This window comes from Acinetobacter sp. ANC 4779, from assembly GCF_004331055.1.
Classification (GTDB): Bacteria; Pseudomonadota; Gammaproteobacteria; order Pseudomonadales; family Moraxellaceae; genus Acinetobacter.
In genome coordinates, this window is sequence record NZ_SJNU01000001.1 from 544,167 (window position 1) to 560,800 (window position 16,634).

Sequence of the window (16,634 nt, forward strand, 5' to 3'; positions counted from 1 at the left end):
TCGAGACTTGGCTCAAAGTTGCCTATACTAACGCAAATTTTGTGAAGAAGGACATCATTGTGCGCCCTACTGTACTTTGCTTTTCTGGTTTAGATCCCTCGGGTGGAGCTGGCTTGCAGGCAGATATTGAAGCGATTGGTCAAAGTGGATCACATGCAGCAATTGCCTGTACTGCCCTGACCATTCAAAACTCGCAACAGGTGTTTGGCTTTGAAGCAACTTCAAAAGAATTACTGTTAGCGCAGGCCAATGCAGTCGTGGACGATTTACCGATTAAATGCGTTAAATCTGGCATGTTGGGCACCACGGACAATATTGCAGCACTGGCTGAATTTTTACGTGGACATCCTGAATACCTCTATGTTCTTGATCCCGTCTTGGTTGCCAATAGCGGTGGTTCACTGGGCAATCAGGAAACGCTTGTAAAAGCTTTTATCGAACTGATTCCACTGGCTACAGTGCTGACGCCGAATACGGTAGAGCTTCGGGCATTAACGGGCATTGAAGATATTGATCAGGCCACGGTAAAACTCTTTGAAATGGGTGCCAAAGCGGTGTTGGTTAAAGGTGGACATGAAGACACCCCTGACTATATCCGCAATGCTTTATATATAGATGGCAAACTGGTTTCTGAAACCAGATGTCCGCGCCTTAAAGGTGAATATCATGGTTCAGGTTGCTCATTGGCAAGTTTTATTGCCGGTCGTTTGGCGCAAGGGGATGATTTAAAACAAGCCGTCAACCATGCTGAAACCTGGCTGTTTGGTGTGCTTAAAAAAGCCGAAACTCCGGTTCCAAATGGTCAGAAAATTCCCAAGCGTTTCTAAAAATGCGTATTGTTCAACCTGATCATCAAATGCTTTATATGGTTGGAGATCAGGTTTTTTTTGCATTTATTTTAATCGCTTAAATCTGAATTTTTAGGGGCTACTCAAAAATAAAGCATGTATCAATACATTCCTTATCATGCATATCATTCCACTAGGCTATAAGTTCTTTAATCTTGGTGGTTGATCTATTTTTTTTGAATGATTCTATGCCCTTTGCACGTGATTGCTCACTTGAATAGAATTGGCTTCTACCAATAATCTGATAATTCACAGCTTTCAAGTTGAAATAAGGTTTACCATTTTTCGTTTCCAGTCGTTCAAAACGCTCATCCTCTGTACTATTACTTCTGCACCGATTCAATACCAATCTGTACAGAAGCTTTTGCCTTCTATAATTCACTGCTCAGAATCACTTCGCCATTTCCAGCTTTTAATACAAAGCGATATTGTCCATCGTCTGTTTGACTGATCTCATACCATCCCGCCATATAAACCTCTTTATTATTTTTAAATGTATAGAAAAATTCTAATTTTAGTTACGAATCCATATTATTGTTTTATAAAAATAAATAATTTCAGCTTTTTAATGTGGTTGTTTTATAGCCCTTCATAACTGTAGTGATGTTCAATAAAACTTTGGTCTAAATGTATTCAATAGAATAAAAACATCAAGAGAATAAACGGAAATCTACTCTCTTGATATTCATTCAAAATCTCACACAATTTTTTTCGTGTAAGGTGCTTTTGGCATTTCCAGAATTTCCACACAAATCTGCAAGCTCACCTGGCTTTGTCTGGGTAAGTGCTGCTCAAGTGTGGTTAATAACAATTGTGAAATTTCCTGTTGTACTTCCACACTACGACCACTCAATAAAGAAACTTTAGCATGCACATAAGCTTGTGAAGCATCTCCCACACCAATCACATAATCGTGCTGGCAAATGGCACGGCTTTTAACTTCATTTGCTGAACCTACATAAGCACCATCCACCATGGCCTGATTTAAGGCAAGCAGAATCGGTTTTGGTTCCAGATTTTGAATATTGTCTGAATATTCAAGGTGAATATGAGGCATAACAGAAATCCTTTAACTTGATTGTTAGTGTTATATCATGCTGCTGGTTCAACCCTAAATCTGATATATCAATCTTTAATCAACCGGATCCTGTTTAGACATAAAATATTTATAGATGATAAAATGTCATGCCAGACAGTGCGGCAACCAAGCTGTTTAGATGCTATGCACCAAGTCTAAATTTGCACTGGTATGATGACTACCTCATAAAAAAAGCCCCCGCATTTATGCCAGAGCTTTCGAGTTTTTAATTCGTGTGAGTTAAGCTTTTTTCACAAATTCAGACTTTAATTTCATCGCACCAAATCCATCAACTTTACAATCAAGATCATGACCATCGCTTGAATCAGGTAATAAACGAATATTCTTGGCTTTGGTTCCCACTTTAATCACCGCTGAAGAACCTTTAATTTTCAAATCTTTAATCAGGGTAACAATATCGCCATCAGCCAGGACATTACCATTTGAGTCTTTAATAATGGCTGTTTGCTCAGTGCTGCTTTCACCCTCTTTCCACTCATAAGAGCATTCTGGGCAAATCAGCAAATCGCCATCTTCATAGGCATATTCTGAATTACATTTGGGGCAATTTGGCAAAGACATAAAAACCTCAAAAACTCTACTATAACATTTTAGAAGTCAATCTCTTGCATAAAACCCTATTTATTTTATGGGATAAAAGCAGGCAAGATCAACATTAACTCTGTTCTAAAACTTGTTTAAGTACAATCACATGATTATAGAGTTTACTTTTTGCAGCAATAAATTAAAGTCACGGGTTGCTGTGGAGCCATATCTCGAATTTACTGCAACACTTCCGGTTGCTTAAGCAATTCTTCATTATAATTTCGTTGAAATACTTGCCAGTGTTCTGCATCCTACGTGTAGTATTTTCGCAGTTCAGCCGATGGTGTTATTTCCTTGGACCGTAGAGCAATTTTAGCATCTTGCTTTTTGATGCCTCTGGGCCAAAGTCGATTGAGTAAAATCCGTTGTCCATCTCAAGTCAAAACTCAGGCATCGACATGTTTGATTTGAATTTGCATCGTATTTATTTCTATTGATCTGGAATTTCAGGAGTAACCAATAAACTCAGCAGTTGCATGGACTCCTGCCAGCCCAAATAGCAGGCTTCTACTGGAATCACATCTGGTATACCCGATTGAGTAATATTCACTTCGGTTCCTACAGAAACAGGATTGAGTTGAATAGTAACTTCAATTTGACCCGGCAAATTTGGGTCATCAAACTGGTCGGTATAACGTAATAATTGGTTTGGAATCAGCTCATGATAAGTTCCCCCAAAAGACTGGCTTGAACCGGTAGAAAAATTACGAAAAGACATTTTAAACGTCCCACCGACTTTTGCTTCGAGATGATGGACTTTGGCAGTAAAACCATGCGGTGCCATCCACTTCACTAAAGCTTCAGGATCAATAAAAGCGTTAAATACCCGTTCTGGAGGCGCGTTAAATACACGGTGAAATTTGACAGTATTGGGCATTTCTTGTTTCTCACTTTTTGTTGTTTTATATATTTAGTCTACTGCTGTCCATTCATGGCTATGTATTGCTTTGGTATGGGTGTGATTATTTTTTTCATCAACAAGCATATGAAACTCAACAACTTTTTATACTTAAAAAATACAGATGAACAGGTTTAACTGCCCAGTCTTCTTGATCATGTATAAGTCCAAGCGATAGCATTCATCAGCTAGATAAACCCTGTATAGGCTCTGCTTGTTGTAACTTGGCAATTTCTTCTAACTTTTGGGTTTGTGCCTTGTCATTACTTAAAGTCTGAATTAAATCGTCTGCAAGCTGGTTCAATAAAAGCAAATCATCTTCGCTCATCTGCCGAACCTGTTTATCCAAAATACATAAACTGCCTAACACCAAGCCTTGCTTATTGCGCAAAGGTACACCTGCATAAAACTTGATTTTATTTTTATTCAACTCCGGATTATGGCTAAAACGCGGATCCCGGTCTATATCTTCAATAATCAGGGCTTCATTTTGATGAACCAGATGGGTACAAATGGATTCTTCCCGAGGAATGCCCGCTTCTATCGGATTTTGATTTTCATCTGCCAGTGGACTGGCTGGAGTATTCACCCATTTTTCATCGACGAGGGAAATTTGCGCGTATGTCACATTAAATGCCTGACAAGCTTCTTCGATATATTGCTGATAAATTAATAAAGTTTCAGGTTCAAGTAATTGTAATTCATGCAAAGCCGCCAAACGTTCTGGTTCATTTTCAGCAAGCAATTCACGTGCAGGGTTTTCACCCTGTTGTAGCATCAGAGCATCAATACTCAGCATCAATTCATTCACTGTGGACACTACGGCATCCGGTTGGAAACGCTCTTGAATTTCATCCCTCAATTCATCGCTGGTATTGCCCCATGTGGCAAAAATAATTTTTGCATGCGGTAAACGTTTACGAATGCGATGATTCAACAAACGAATTTGCGCCAAAGGCTGATGATGAAACATAGAAATGCAAATCATCTGAATATTTTCGGGTAAGGATTCAAGCAGATCTGTTTTTGATTGAATCAGTACTTCATTATGACTTTGCGCTGCAATTTTTCTTAAACTTAAACCATGGGCCAACATGGAAGATGCCAATACATCAATTTCCCAGCGTGCGCCCAGGCAAATGACTTGTACGGGATCATTTGTCTTTGGACTCGGATACTTGTGTTGAAAATCATGATTAAACAATTTCAAGCCTTGATGCATTCTTAAACGATGCTCCGCGCTTGCGTCAGTACTATGTCCTTGTGAAAACAAACGAATTGCGGGAATGGCAACATCATCATAAAAGCTTATGACCTTACGAACGACGACTTCCTCACTGGGCTTTTTCGGTAATTTTTGTTCAATATAATCTTGGGCAACTTCAAGCGCATCATCAACATCGTCTGCAACCAAGCGCTGGTAAAACCGTTCCGGTGGTGTCAGTACAGGCTCGCTGCCTATCAGGATTTTAATAAAGCCCAATGCCGGAATATAATTGGACAAGACCAATAAACACGCTGTTAATGGGGTCGAAAGAATCAGACCAGCTGGTCCCCATAAGGTGGTCCAAAATGTGGCTGAAATAATGATTGCCAAAGTAGAAAGACCGGTACTTTCTCCATATAACCACGGCTCAATCACATTGTTACTAATCAACTCAAGTAACAAAATTAGCCCAATGGTCCATAGCACCATATTCCAGCCCGGATCAACTGCAAATGCCAAGGTAATGGGAAATAAGGCTGAAATCATCGGGCCGACATAAGGAACAAAACGCATCACTACCGCGACCATCCCCCACATAATGGCAGCAGGTACACCAATCAGCCATAGACCCAATGCCATGGGAAGACCATAAGTGACATTTACCAACAGCTGCATCCGCAGATAGGTTCCAATCCGATCTGCCGCCTCATCCAGTGCATCTGTACCGACATTCAAATTGCCACCCAGCAATTTCAACAACCGATCATGCAAGTCTTTGCGACTGAGTAAAATCAGCACCACAAACAGAAAAACAATACCTGCAGTCGCCAAAGGACTGAGAATTTTTGATGCCCACTGCATCGCAGCTTCAGCATTACCTTGTTGCTGTCCTACTACCTCTACCTGTTGCACATCCTCTTTTTTCTCATCGGGTGCAGCCTGCTGTATCGAACTTTCAACCGTGTCGATAGTACTGATGGCACCGTCCCATACACTTGGTCCAGAAGTAAAGCTTTTTACCGAATCGAGTTTTTGTTTAATGGTGTCCTGATATTGTGGCAATTCCTGACTTAAATTCCCCAGTTGATAACCCAAGTAAGTTGCCGCCCCACCTAAGACACTTAAGGCAAATAGCACCACCAGTGCAATCGATGGCAATTGCGGCAAGCCCCATTTTTTTAAGCGTGTCACTAAAGGTTCAAGTAAAAATGCCAAGAGCACCGACAGCGCCAAAGGAATGAGAATATCTTTTCCAAAATACAGGGCTAAAATAATCAAGGCGGCAATTACAAACCCCGCCATCATACGTAAAACTTGCCTAGTCTGTACTTCATCATTAGTTGGGGGTAATGGAGATTCTGAATTTAGAGTTTTTCCCTTATTCACGTTAATATCCTTATTATTTTTTATCCCTATCTCTGTATTTAAGATTTTTTTGTACAGAAATTCTAGAGAGTTACTGTAAGTAAAATCCGAGTCTCTCACCTCATTTTAAGTTCAAGGGCATTATTTTTTATTTTTACCAAATATTTGGGCACAAAAAAACCCTAACGATTTGCAGCGTTAGGGTTGCGTGGTCTTTTACTCAACAAGAGGAAGTTCGACTTCAGCTTTACTTGAATTCAGACCCTATACTTGGACTATTATTCGGTGGTTTGAATTAGCTTTGCAGTTCATCTTCCAGGTCTTCGTCGTCATAGACATAGGCCATGCAACCCCAGCCGTCGTATTCACCGCCATGTTGTTCAGCAATTTTAGTGAACCATTCTTCAATATCGACAATGTCTGAATAGTCAGGTTCCATATACATATAAATAGTGATAATCCACTCTAGCGTATCGGCTTCTTCATCTTCAAACAGGCTGATTTTTTGTTCTTCTTTCAGCAAATAAAGCGCACATTTTTCGGCTTGTTCTTGGGTATGAAAAGCAATCGAAAATTCAATTTCATGTGCTTCAGTCAGATCGTCACCATCTTCAGCCATTTGCCAAAGTACGTTACCGTTTTCGTCATCTGGGAATTGTTCAAAATCGCGTGTCATGGGCGTTTCCTTATCGTAATCATTTAAATCTCTAACATTGTACCCAGATTAGCTCAAGTTTGTTTCATTTTAGCGCTTCAAAAGATTCTTTCTCTTGCTGATTGGTTAATGTTATTTTCTGTTTCATCAGTGCAAAATGCACGATGATCGTTGTTACGCAAAAAGCATCAATGCTGAAATTTGTATCCAACTTATCTTCAACAATCTGACTGACATGCTTTATTAAATTAATCCGAAAGATAATAATCGACCGTGGAAACCACACGTACTTTTTTCAAATACGGGGTATTACTGTCCCGATCTTCTATACTAAACAAGCCCTGATTTGCCGATTTAATTTTACCTAAACCGCTTTTAGAATCGGCAGCAAATTTTTCTGCCACACTGCGTGCATTTTCGGTGGCCTGTTCAATCATGGCCGGTTTAATGTCATTGAGTTTGGTAAATAAATATTCGGTTTTTTGTCCAGAGTCATCTCCACTAAAGGCAATGCCTTTTTTACCCAAGGCCACCAAGCGACTTTGTGCAGCACGTACTGCATCTATTTTGTGAGTATAGACGGTTATGTTTTGATGCGCGGTATAGCGTAGCGCGACATTTTCATTGCCACCATATTGCTGGGCATATTTATCGGTTATGCTTGGCGCAGCCGAGGTAATTTCCTCAGCAGTAAACCCTTCACTTTTTAAAAATGCCTGAATTTGCTGGGTGTTTATTTCCATGGTGTCATACAACTGCGTCAGGTCTTGGCTGGCAGCGCTAAAGCGAATCGGCCACACCGCAACGTCGGCTTTGACTTCGCGTTCAGACAAGCCTTTGACCGAAACAATGCGTTCATATTGTTTAATTTTTAGTGCGCTTCTGCCTAATATCCATCCTGCAACAATCATTCCCAAGCAAATGAATACACCTAAAATAAGGGCGGGTTTGAGCTGATTCATCGGACTAAACTCCTTTTATACATTATTCTAATTTAGATTTTTCAGTTTTTATGAATAATACAACAGCCTGAAAATATTGATTAAATTATTCTGAGATAGCATGTTTACTTTGTAGGTAAATTTTTTAAAATGGTGGGGGTAGTTTTTAACTTTTACCCATAAAATATATAGCCATTAAAGGCACTAAATTAAACATTAAAATACCCACTTTATAGACCGCCATTCCCCCATAATGAATTGCATCGAAGGTCGCATCTGACAGACTGAACCATTTTCCATGGACTTGCTTAATCCAGTCATGGGCAAAAATAAAGGCCAAAAACCAGACCATTAAAATGATGTAATTGATCAGTACTGAGGAAAGTAAAAAACGAAACCAAAAATCGAGATTCATACTGATTCTCTACGCGGTAGCTTATGATTTCTAAAATAACAGATTTGATATGCTGAAACGAGTAGATGATGTGGATCTACATTTTATGGCTTTTAATCTATTTTAACATTATGATTTTTAATGCATTTTTATATTTTTATTGTTTTTTATTCGGTAGAGAATTTTTGAGGGTGTTAGGGAAAACATAATGTTTAACTTCAACAATTATAGCTTTGTAAGCGATAACCTTATGCCTATAAACTCGTGATCTATAGCGTCCTAAGCCGAATCGAGACCTTTTGGGTAAGTACTACACTCACGTTATACGCAACTGGTAGCAATCTACTCTTTTCGATCCCCGTCACACCCTTGAGATATAATTTACCAAGTTAGGCTCGGGATTATTTCCCTAAGAAAAGCCAATTTAAATATTTTTTGGAAATTATTTTCTTAAAAATTAATATTTACGGAATATTTAATCAAAATAGCATTAATTACCGATTTTTATTGCGACTTATTGATCTTTTTAGATAATTTTTACTTTCTTATTTTGTATTTATCCATTCTTCCTTTGGCAACGTCATACGCTTTATTATTTTATGTTGAGCAATCGCTGCATATGAAAATCTGAATGTTCTCATATGCATAAAAATGATCGTTAAGAATTAAAGAACGTGTTTTGCACTGCACTGGCAATCAACCACCATGCACTGATGGCGACCATGCCACACATGATATTGGCCAGTATTTTATTGATTTTGCTGAGCTCTGAATTATAGATTTTCAAGTTAACCAGATAAGCCAGTCCGCCCAATCCACCGCCAATCAAGCCACCAAATAGCACCAAAATAAAAGGCCAACCTGCAATTAAGTGTACATATTTCGATGTTTTTTCAATTTTCATTATTTCGCTGGCGTGTTCCATTTTAATTTCTCCTTCTGATTTTTAAATGTATCTAGCCCTTTGATAGAAGCCCCCACCCTTAAATAGATGCTCGCAACTTGGGATAATTTATCAAGCAATATTTAAGCCATGAAATGTTCGTTCTGCTATTTTACATAAAGGTGGTAAACATTTTTATTGATATAGGCATTTAAACCATCGCCATACTGTGCCAGTTGTTTCATGTTCTCGACATGCTGATAGCCGGCACTGGTATAACTATAAGTATAAATTTTTGATTTTTTCTTGAATTGAACCCGAATAAACTCATTGCCAATTTCATAGTTGGCAACACCAGAGTCGTGATTGAGATCTAGATAATGTTCCAAGTAATCAGTCCTGAAAACCATGTATTGCTTGTTTTTATATGGGGATAATTTGATTATTTTTCAAACAAACATGGAGTGTAACAGCTAGATTTAAGTCACAAAAAAGCCCTATCGTGTAATAGGGCTTTTATTCAAAACAGAGGGTAACTGTTTTTATATGTGCTGCTTAGGCAATTTTGTTGTTAAATATATTGCCAAGGCATTTGGTACACGGGGGTAAACGATCTGTACCAATTTCTAAGTAAGTGCGTTTTCCGCACTGAACACAAAAATAGAAGCCTGTTCCGGGTTTTTCGCCAGCAGTAACCATTTTTGTTCTCCATGGGTTTTAGAAATGGTAGAACCAGTATATCCCTCTTATGATGAATGTCTATTGTCCATTTCGACAGGTGATGGTGGCGTTTGGGCGAAGAGTTTATAAATCTTAAATAGATTTCAAAAAATTTATTGAATACACCAAAAAGCAAATTCTTGTATATGCAAATGATCCGCAATGACGTCTTCAATTTTTTTATCATTTAAATTTTGTTTGAATTTATACCACTCACCAGTTTCTTTAGCTTCTAAACAAAGATGAGGTTCTATCGCACCTAATTTCCATACCCAAATTGAATGAGCTTTAAAATGCTCTCTTAAGGTATTAATTGATTCATCTGCTTTTTGCTGCTGCGCCAACAATTCATAAATTTGAGCTGCTTTAAAACCTTTACCTTTTGTAGGATATCGTCCTTGTAATTCAAAATTATAAATAGGTTGTATTTCTTTAATGACATCTAAACACTGCTCAATTGATTTGTCAGTTTTTTCAATTAGTTTAAATATGTGTACCGAATTAGAAAATGCGAAATCTAAATCAGCTAGAGCTTTTACTGGAATATTCATTTCTTTTAATATTTTCATCATCCCTAAAATATTCTGAGATCCATTAGCAATTACCAATGCCACTTTTAATTCGCCTAAAGTTTTCCCCGTTATCTTTTTAATCAAAGATGGAAGAACATGTCGCTCGGTATCACCTTCGGCAATCAAAACACAATCTGAAAATAAAATTTGGCCTAAATTATAAGTTTCAAATAACAAACGTGCCTGCGTATCGTAATTATTTAAAACTTTCTCAATAGCTTCATTCAATCTAAGTTCAACCTTAGTACCATTACAATTTTTACGAACAATATTTGTAAAAGGAATATCTTCTTGCTCAATCATAAAAGGAGAATGGGTAGTAAATATTACTTGATAGCCTTTGTTTGATAAACTTTTTAAAGATGATCTAAGCAACTCAATGGCTGGAGGATGTAAAAATAATTCAGGCTCATCAATAAGAAGAAGATTGGTTTTACCCTCTTTTGATACATCTTTAGTAATTTCCGCTAAATGTCTAATTAAAGTCATTTGAATTGCTCTTTGAGCCCCATGCCCCATTTCATTGAAATCAGTTTTTTTCTGATTTCCTTCTTCCGTTACCTTTAGTTTCCCTTGTTTAAATAAATCAGTGATATCGGGAGTTGGTATATCAATATTTAGACTTAGACCAAGGAAAAAATCCTCAATTTTGTTATTTATAGAATTATCAAAATCCTTTAATCTTTCTTTCCCATCATGATTTAATTTTGCACCAATCACTTTGAGAGCATCATTAATTTCATCAACTTTTGTAGCTATTATTTCTTTTTGTAAAATAACAATAAGCTTACCGATTGTATTTCCCGCTTTATATTTGGATACATCTTCTGCAGAATCCTCCATAGAGTTAATAAATGTTGGTTCAGGAAATAATGTAGTTATTGCTTGAGGCAAACCATTTGGATTATTCCATATATCATCATTTTGGCTAGGAAGCTGAACTCCCATTTCAACTGCATTTCTGCCTGTACCTGGATTTTTTTGTAAAAATCTAATTTTTATTTTACTGTCTTCTAAATATGGCGTTAGGCTTTCACGCTGAGCCGAAGATAAATGGCTTAAAGTCTGTTCATTCACTCCCTCCAATAACGCAACAATCTCAATTGGTTGATTAGAATCGTAAAAGCTAGTTAATTCTTGAGCTTTACCTCTAACTAAAGCATCTATAAATTTTAAGATATTAGACTTACCTGCGTTGTTGTATCCAACTAAGGCTGAAAAAGGTTCAAGCCTTAAAAATGTTTCTTGGCATGATTTAAAATTTTTAATCTTTATTTCCGTTATTCTATGCATTTCATACCCAAAAAATTAAAAAACCCCACTTAACAGTAGGGCCTTTTTACAACAATATCAATCACTTTCAGCTTAAAGTATTAAGCCACTTGCCCTTCCAAAAAGTCTTGTGCAAAGCGTTGCAATACACCGCCCGCTTCATACACATGCACTTCTTCTTCGGTATCTAAACGGCAAGTGACAGGCACTTTAACCATCTGGTTCTTACCATCATCTGTCGCTCGTTCAATCACCAAAGTTAAAGTCGAACGTGGCGCAATGTTACCAATCACGCTATACAGCTCAGTACCATCAAGCTTTAATGTTTTGCGGTCTGTACCCGGTTTAAACTCAAGCGGCAATACGCCCATGCCGACCAGATTGGTACGGTGAATACGCTCAAAACCTTCTGCTACAATCGCTTCCACACCTGCAAGACGTACACCTTTGGCAGCCCAGTCACGGCTTGAACCCTGACCATAATCCTTTCCTGCAATCACAATCAAAGGCTGTTTACGGTTCATGTAGGTTTCAATCGCTTCCCACATACGCATCACTTCGCCTTCAGGCTCTACACGCGCTTTTGAACCTTGTTTAATCGTGCCGTCGGAACGAACCACCATTTCATTAAACAGTTTCGGATTTGCCAACGTCGCACGCTGTGCAGTCAAGTGGTCACCACGATGCGTTGCATAAGAGTTAAAGTCTTCCTCAGGCACGCCCATTTTCGCTAAATATTCACCAGATGCACTGTCCAGCACAATCGCATTCGATGGAGATAAATGGTCGGTGGTTATGTTGTCACCCAAAATTGCCAGCGGACGCATATTGCTTAAAGTACGCGGTGCAGCCAAAGCCCCTTCCCAATAGGGTGGACGGCGAATATAAGTACTTTGCGGACGCCAGTCATACAGCGGACTTACCGATTTTACTCGCTCGCCCAAATCAAACATTGGAATGTAGACCTTACGGAACTGTTCAGGCTTAACAGACTTTTGTACCAATGCATCAATTTCAGCATCCGATGGCCAGATGTCTTTTAAGTAAATTGGATTGCCGTCTTTATCGTTGCCAAGCGAATCTTTTTCGATGTCAAAACGAATGGTCCCGGCAATCGCATAAGCAACCACGAGCGGCGGCGATGCCAAAAATGCCTGTTTTGCATAAGGATGGATACGGCCATCAAAGTTACGGTTACCCGATAACACCGCAGTTGCATACAGGTCACGGTCAATAATTTCTTGCTGAATTTTTGGATCAAGTGCGCCAGACATCCCGTTACAGGTGGTGCAGGCATAGGCCACAATACCAAAACCAAGTTTTTCCAAATCGTGCAATACCCCTGCTTCTTCAAGGTAAAGCGCTGCCGTTTTAGAACCCGGTGCAAATGATGATTTCACCCAAGGTTTACGGGTTAAACCCAACTCGTTTGCTTTGCGTGCAAGCAAGCCTGCCGCAACGGTATTACGTGGGTTTGATGTATTGGTACACGACGTAATGGCTGCGATAATCACCGCACCATCCGGCATTAAACCATCGGTACGCTGTTCAACCACACCGGCAATACCTTTTTCTTTTAAGTCACTTGTCGATACACGTGCATGCGGATTGGATGGCCCCGCAATATTACGGGTTACAGTCGACAAATCGAAACGCAGTACACGCGGATATTCTGCCTGTTTCATCTCGGATGACCAAAGCCCAATTTCTTTGGCATAGGTTTCAACCAGTTTCACTTGCTCGGCTTCACGACCGGTTAAAGTCAGATAATCAATGGTGTTCTGGTCGATGTAGAACATGGCAGCCGTTGCGCCATATTCAGGGGTCATGTTGGAAATTGTGGCACGATCCCCCACCGACATGCTGTCCGCACCTTCACCGAAGAATTCAAGATATGCACCGACCACTCGTTCTTTACGCAAGAATTCAGTTAGTGCCAATACGATATCGGTTGCAGTAATGCCGGCTTGACGCTGTCCCACAAGCTCGACACCAATAATGTCTGGCAGACGCATCCATGATGCACGGCCGAGCATGACATTCTCCGCTTCCAAGCCACCTACCCCAATCGAGATTACCCCGAGTGAATCGGTATGTGGCGTATGCGAGTCTGTACCCACACACGTATCTGGATAAGCCACGCCATCACGGTTTTGAATCACCGGAGACATTTTCTCCAAGTTAATCTGGTGCATGATGCCGTTGCCCGCAGGAATCACATCGACATTTTCAAAGGCTGTTTTGGTCCATTCAATAAAGTGGAAACGGTCTTCATTACGGCGGTCTTCAATGGCACGGTTTTTATCAAACGCATCAGGATCGGAACCGCCGAACTCCACGGCCAATGAATGGTCAACGATGAGCTGTGTCGGCACCACCGGATTGACTTTAGACGGGTCACCGCCCTGATCGGCAATCGCATCACGTAAGCCTGCCAAGTCGACCAGTGCCGTCTGACCCAAGATGTCATGACAGACTACACGTGCCGGATACCAGGGAAAATCGTGATCTTGTTTGCGTTGAATAAGTTCTTTTAATGACTGCTCTAAAATGGCTGGGTCACAACGGCGTACCAACTGTTCTGCAAGTACTTTAGAGGTATAAGGAAGTTTGGCATATGCGCCTGGCTGGATATCTTCTACGGCTTGACGCACGTCAAAATATTCGAGCTGGGTGCCTTGCAGTGGTTTACGGTAGTTGTTGTTCATAGCTTACCTGCCTCTTAAATCATTTTTTTACTGCGTAATTGTTGTTGACTAGTCACACGGGTTTGTTAGCATTGTACGCTGTGAAAAAGCCATTTCCCAAATCATATATATTTCAAAAGCTTAAGTATAAAATGAACACTTTTGAAATATTTAGTTGCATAAAATTTAGAATATTTGCCCTAAATGTGCTTTTTTTTGCAAAATAGCGGAAAATACCGCTAATTCTTTAGTATTAGATCCAGTATTGGTGGGCAATAAATGAGCAATCTAGCTTTCTCCTTATACACGCTAAACGGTGTGGATGCGCAAAAATTTCTTCAAGGTCAAGTAACTTTAAATGCCGAAGCCTTAGCAGAAAACCTAACTCGCTATACAGCCATCTGTAGTTTAAAAGGTCGTATTCAGTTTGGTTTATGGCTGAAAAAAATTAATCCGGAAAGTTTTGAAATTGTTGTGACTGCCGATCAAGCCGAAGAGTTTGCCCAGCATATTAAAAAGTTTGGTGCATTTTCCAAAATGAAACTGGAACAAGTCGGTCCAGTGTTCCCTACTCTAAATGGCGATACTACCGATTTTTCTGCGGCTGAAACCGATATTGCAGCGTGGCAACTTCTAGCCATTGAAGCCGGTCAAGCTTGGATTGAAGCAGCGACGGCGCATGAGTTCCAACCGCAAGAGCTACGTTTACACCAACGTGAAGGCGTGCATTACGACAAGGGCTGTTATATTGGTCAGGAAATTATTGCGCGCCTGTGGTTTAAAGCCAAGCCGAAAAGCTGGTTACAGCTGGTTCAAGGCACAGGAACTACACCTGCGTTGGCAACAAAGTTAAATAATGATGTCGAAGTGGTAAACAGCATTGCGATTGATGGCGGCTATAAAGCTTTGGTGGTTGCTAAACCTGCAGCACTTGAAGAACTAGGCTTAACCGTTTTAGATTTACCAGAGGCTTTAAAAGGCGATGTGGCACGTCCACAATAATATTCAATTTTATACACCCCCATTTAAAAAGCCTCCCAAATCGGAGGCTTTTTAAAATCATAAATTAAAATCGTGAAAAAGTTTGTTCATATCTTTAATGACATACTCTTTAAAATGGTAGGCACGCGCATGTTTTGCATCAATACGCGCCGTCTTTCCCTCATACTCAAAGATATAAACCCGGTCTTCTTTGCTCACCAAAAAGTTTTTGCCTAATCTCATTAACAATGCGTCAAATTTGTCTTCATCTGGAATAGTTTCATCCAGATTAATCTGATCATAAGCCCGTTTAATCGCTTTGATGAACATTCATATACTCACAATTTTATTCAACTGCGATTTAAACAAACATTGAGAAAAAAGCAAAGTGAAGTTGCCTCCTCCAAACCTTTTTATGTCATAAAATTTCGCTTCAACTAAAACTTCAACTCTAGCAAATCGATTCATGTTAAAACGGAAAAGCACTTAAGGCTGGTTTAAGCGGCTCATGATTTACTTAAGCACGTGCTATACAAATATCAAAAAAAAATTGTTGCAGTACACAAATCATATATTTACATTCACATAATTAAACTTATGATGTTGTATTGAGTCTTCCACATACATTCTGAAACACATAAATGGAATTATGTGATTGTTTATAAAAAGGTTATTAAACTATGAAAAAAATTATACTTGCCAGCATCATCACCCTGTCTTCACATCTTGCAATGGCAGAGATGGCTACAAACTCTGTTGATCCTGCATTTGCTAAAATTGAAACATTAATCAAATCCAATAATATGAAGGACGCTTACCAAGAACTGGATAAGTTGGCCAAAACGGGCAATGCTCAAGCCATTTATAACTTAGGCTATCTGACTCAAACGGGTCAAGGTACAGCCAAAGATGAGAAAAAAGCCATCAAGCTGTATGAAGAGGCGGCGAACAAAGGCTACCCTGTTGCCAATTATGTATTAGGTAAAAATTATATGGGGGGAACTTTAGGTCTTAAACAAGACACCAAAAAAGCCAAACAGTATTTAGAAAAAGCATCGAGCCAAGGGTTTGCTGATGCGACTGTCGATTTAGCAGTGTTACTTTTTGCTGAAGGCACACCGGCTTCAGATAAACTGGCCTTGCAAAAATTAGATCCTTTAATTAAAAAAGATAACTATCAAGCGATTCATGCCAAAGCCTTATATGACATTAGTCAGGGTTTTAAAAATAAAAATGAAGCACCCATTAAACAAGGTTTAAAAAGCATTCAAGAGTTGGCGCAAAAAGGCTATATTCCAGCCTTGATGGCGGTGGGCAATATGTTCGCGAATGGCAACATTGTTCCGCAAAACCTGCCTGAAGCGAAAAAGATTTTCTCTACCCTGGCAAAAGAAAATATACCGCAAGCCAAAGAATCTTTAGCTGTCGTAGACAAAATGATGGCTGAACAAGCGAAAACTCCAGCAAAAACTGAAAAGAAAAGTTAAATTTTCTCCAATAAAAAAGCCCCAAACTCGGGGCTTTTTT

Annotated in this window: 16 protein-coding genes and 2 pseudogenes; 3 read left to right on the forward strand and 15 right to left on the reverse strand. The window is 39.3% G+C overall.

Annotated elements, in window-relative coordinates; genetic code table 11:
* Nucleotides 1-59 precede the first annotated feature (59 nt).
* Nucleotides 60-827, forward strand: coding sequence for a hydroxymethylpyrimidine/phosphomethylpyrimidine kinase (locus tag E0H80_RS02625; RefSeq protein ID WP_131362850.1), 768 nt, complete (start codon nt 60-62; stop codon nt 825-827).
* 154 nt (nt 828-981) lie between these two features.
* Here the strand turns inward: E0H80_RS02625 and E0H80_RS02630 are convergent.
* The 14 genes and pseudogenes from E0H80_RS02630 to acnD form a co-directional block, all read right to left on the reverse strand.
* A pseudogene (locus tag E0H80_RS02630) lies at nt 982-1,318 on the reverse strand (YegP family protein).
* Nucleotides 1,319-1,545: 227 nt separating this feature from the next.
* A complete protein-coding gene (locus tag E0H80_RS02635) occupies nt 1,546-1,905 on the reverse strand; it encodes a 5-carboxymethyl-2-hydroxymuconate Delta-isomerase (protein WP_131362852.1) in 360 nt (119 codons plus the stop codon).
* A 261-nt stretch (nt 1,906-2,166) separates the two neighbouring features.
* Complete coding sequence (locus E0H80_RS02640; RefSeq protein WP_131362855.1) at nt 2,167-2,508, reverse strand: zinc ribbon domain-containing protein YjdM; 342 nt, start codon at nt 2,506-2,508, stop codon at nt 2,167-2,169.
* 94 nt (nt 2,509-2,602) lie between these two features.
* Nucleotides 2,603-2,894: pseudogene (locus tag E0H80_RS02645) on the reverse strand (DUF488 domain-containing protein).
* Between the two features lie 68 nt (nt 2,895-2,962).
* Nucleotides 2,963-3,409 (reverse strand): SRPBCC family protein, encoded by a 447-nt coding sequence (locus E0H80_RS02650; RefSeq protein ID WP_131362857.1) that lies wholly within the window; start codon nt 3,407-3,409, stop codon nt 2,963-2,965.
* A 205-nt stretch (nt 3,410-3,614) separates the two neighbouring features.
* Complete coding sequence (locus E0H80_RS02655) at nt 3,615-6,047, reverse strand: AI-2E family transporter (protein ID WP_416224567.1); 2,433 nt, start codon at nt 6,045-6,047, stop codon at nt 3,615-3,617.
* A gap of 250 nt (nt 6,048-6,297) precedes the next feature.
* Nucleotides 6,298-6,678: a ribonuclease E inhibitor RraB gene (locus E0H80_RS02660; RefSeq protein ID WP_067865064.1), complete on the reverse strand. Its 381-nt coding sequence runs from the start codon at nt 6,676-6,678 to the stop codon at nt 6,298-6,300.
* Nucleotides 6,679-6,905: 227 nt separating this feature from the next.
* Complete coding sequence (locus E0H80_RS02665) at nt 6,906-7,619, reverse strand: SIMPL domain-containing protein (protein ID WP_131362859.1); 714 nt, start codon at nt 7,617-7,619, stop codon at nt 6,906-6,908.
* Between the two features lie 145 nt (nt 7,620-7,764).
* Nucleotides 7,765-8,013, reverse strand: coding sequence for a DUF6868 family protein (locus E0H80_RS02670; protein ID WP_131362861.1), 249 nt, complete (start codon nt 8,011-8,013; stop codon nt 7,765-7,767).
* 637 nt (nt 8,014-8,650) lie between these two features.
* Entirely contained in the window at nt 8,651-8,917 is a 267-nt protein-coding gene (locus E0H80_RS02675; RefSeq protein ID WP_131362863.1) for a hypothetical protein, read from the reverse strand.
* A 125-nt stretch (nt 8,918-9,042) separates the two neighbouring features.
* Nucleotides 9,043-9,264, reverse strand: coding sequence for a hypothetical protein (locus E0H80_RS02680; RefSeq protein WP_131362865.1), 222 nt, complete (start codon nt 9,262-9,264; stop codon nt 9,043-9,045).
* 166 nt (nt 9,265-9,430) lie between these two features.
* Nucleotides 9,431-9,574 carry a zinc ribbon-containing protein gene (locus E0H80_RS02685; protein WP_081408354.1) on the reverse strand — a complete coding sequence of 48 codons (144 nt, stop codon included), beginning with the start codon at nt 9,572-9,574 and terminating at the stop codon, nt 9,431-9,433.
* 134 nt (nt 9,575-9,708) lie between these two features.
* On the reverse strand, nt 9,709-11,460 hold the full coding sequence (locus tag E0H80_RS02690; protein WP_131362867.1) for an ATP-dependent nuclease: 1,752 nt from the start codon (nt 11,458-11,460) through the stop codon (nt 9,709-9,711).
* Nucleotides 11,461-11,540: 80 nt separating this feature from the next.
* Nucleotides 11,541-14,147 (reverse strand): Fe/S-dependent 2-methylisocitrate dehydratase AcnD, encoded by a 2,607-nt coding sequence (acnD, locus tag E0H80_RS02695; protein WP_131362869.1) that lies wholly within the window; start codon nt 14,145-14,147, stop codon nt 11,541-11,543.
* A gap of 258 nt (nt 14,148-14,405) precedes the next feature.
* Between acnD and E0H80_RS02700 the strand changes: the two genes are divergently transcribed.
* Nucleotides 14,406-15,128 carry a YgfZ/GcvT domain-containing protein gene (locus tag E0H80_RS02700; RefSeq protein ID WP_131362871.1) on the forward strand — a complete coding sequence of 241 codons (723 nt, stop codon included), beginning with the start codon at nt 14,406-14,408 and terminating at the stop codon, nt 15,126-15,128.
* Nucleotides 15,129-15,185: 57 nt separating this feature from the next.
* On the opposite strand, the gene E0H80_RS02705 is transcribed toward E0H80_RS02700, so the two are convergent.
* Complete coding sequence (locus E0H80_RS02705) at nt 15,186-15,437, reverse strand: hypothetical protein (protein WP_131362873.1); 252 nt, start codon at nt 15,435-15,437, stop codon at nt 15,186-15,188.
* A gap of 350 nt (nt 15,438-15,787) precedes the next feature.
* Between E0H80_RS02705 and E0H80_RS02710 the strand changes: the two genes are divergently transcribed.
* Nucleotides 15,788-16,594 (forward strand): tetratricopeptide repeat protein, encoded by an 807-nt coding sequence (locus E0H80_RS02710; RefSeq protein ID WP_131362875.1) that lies wholly within the window; start codon nt 15,788-15,790, stop codon nt 16,592-16,594.
* Nucleotides 16,595-16,634: the final 40 nt, after the last annotated feature.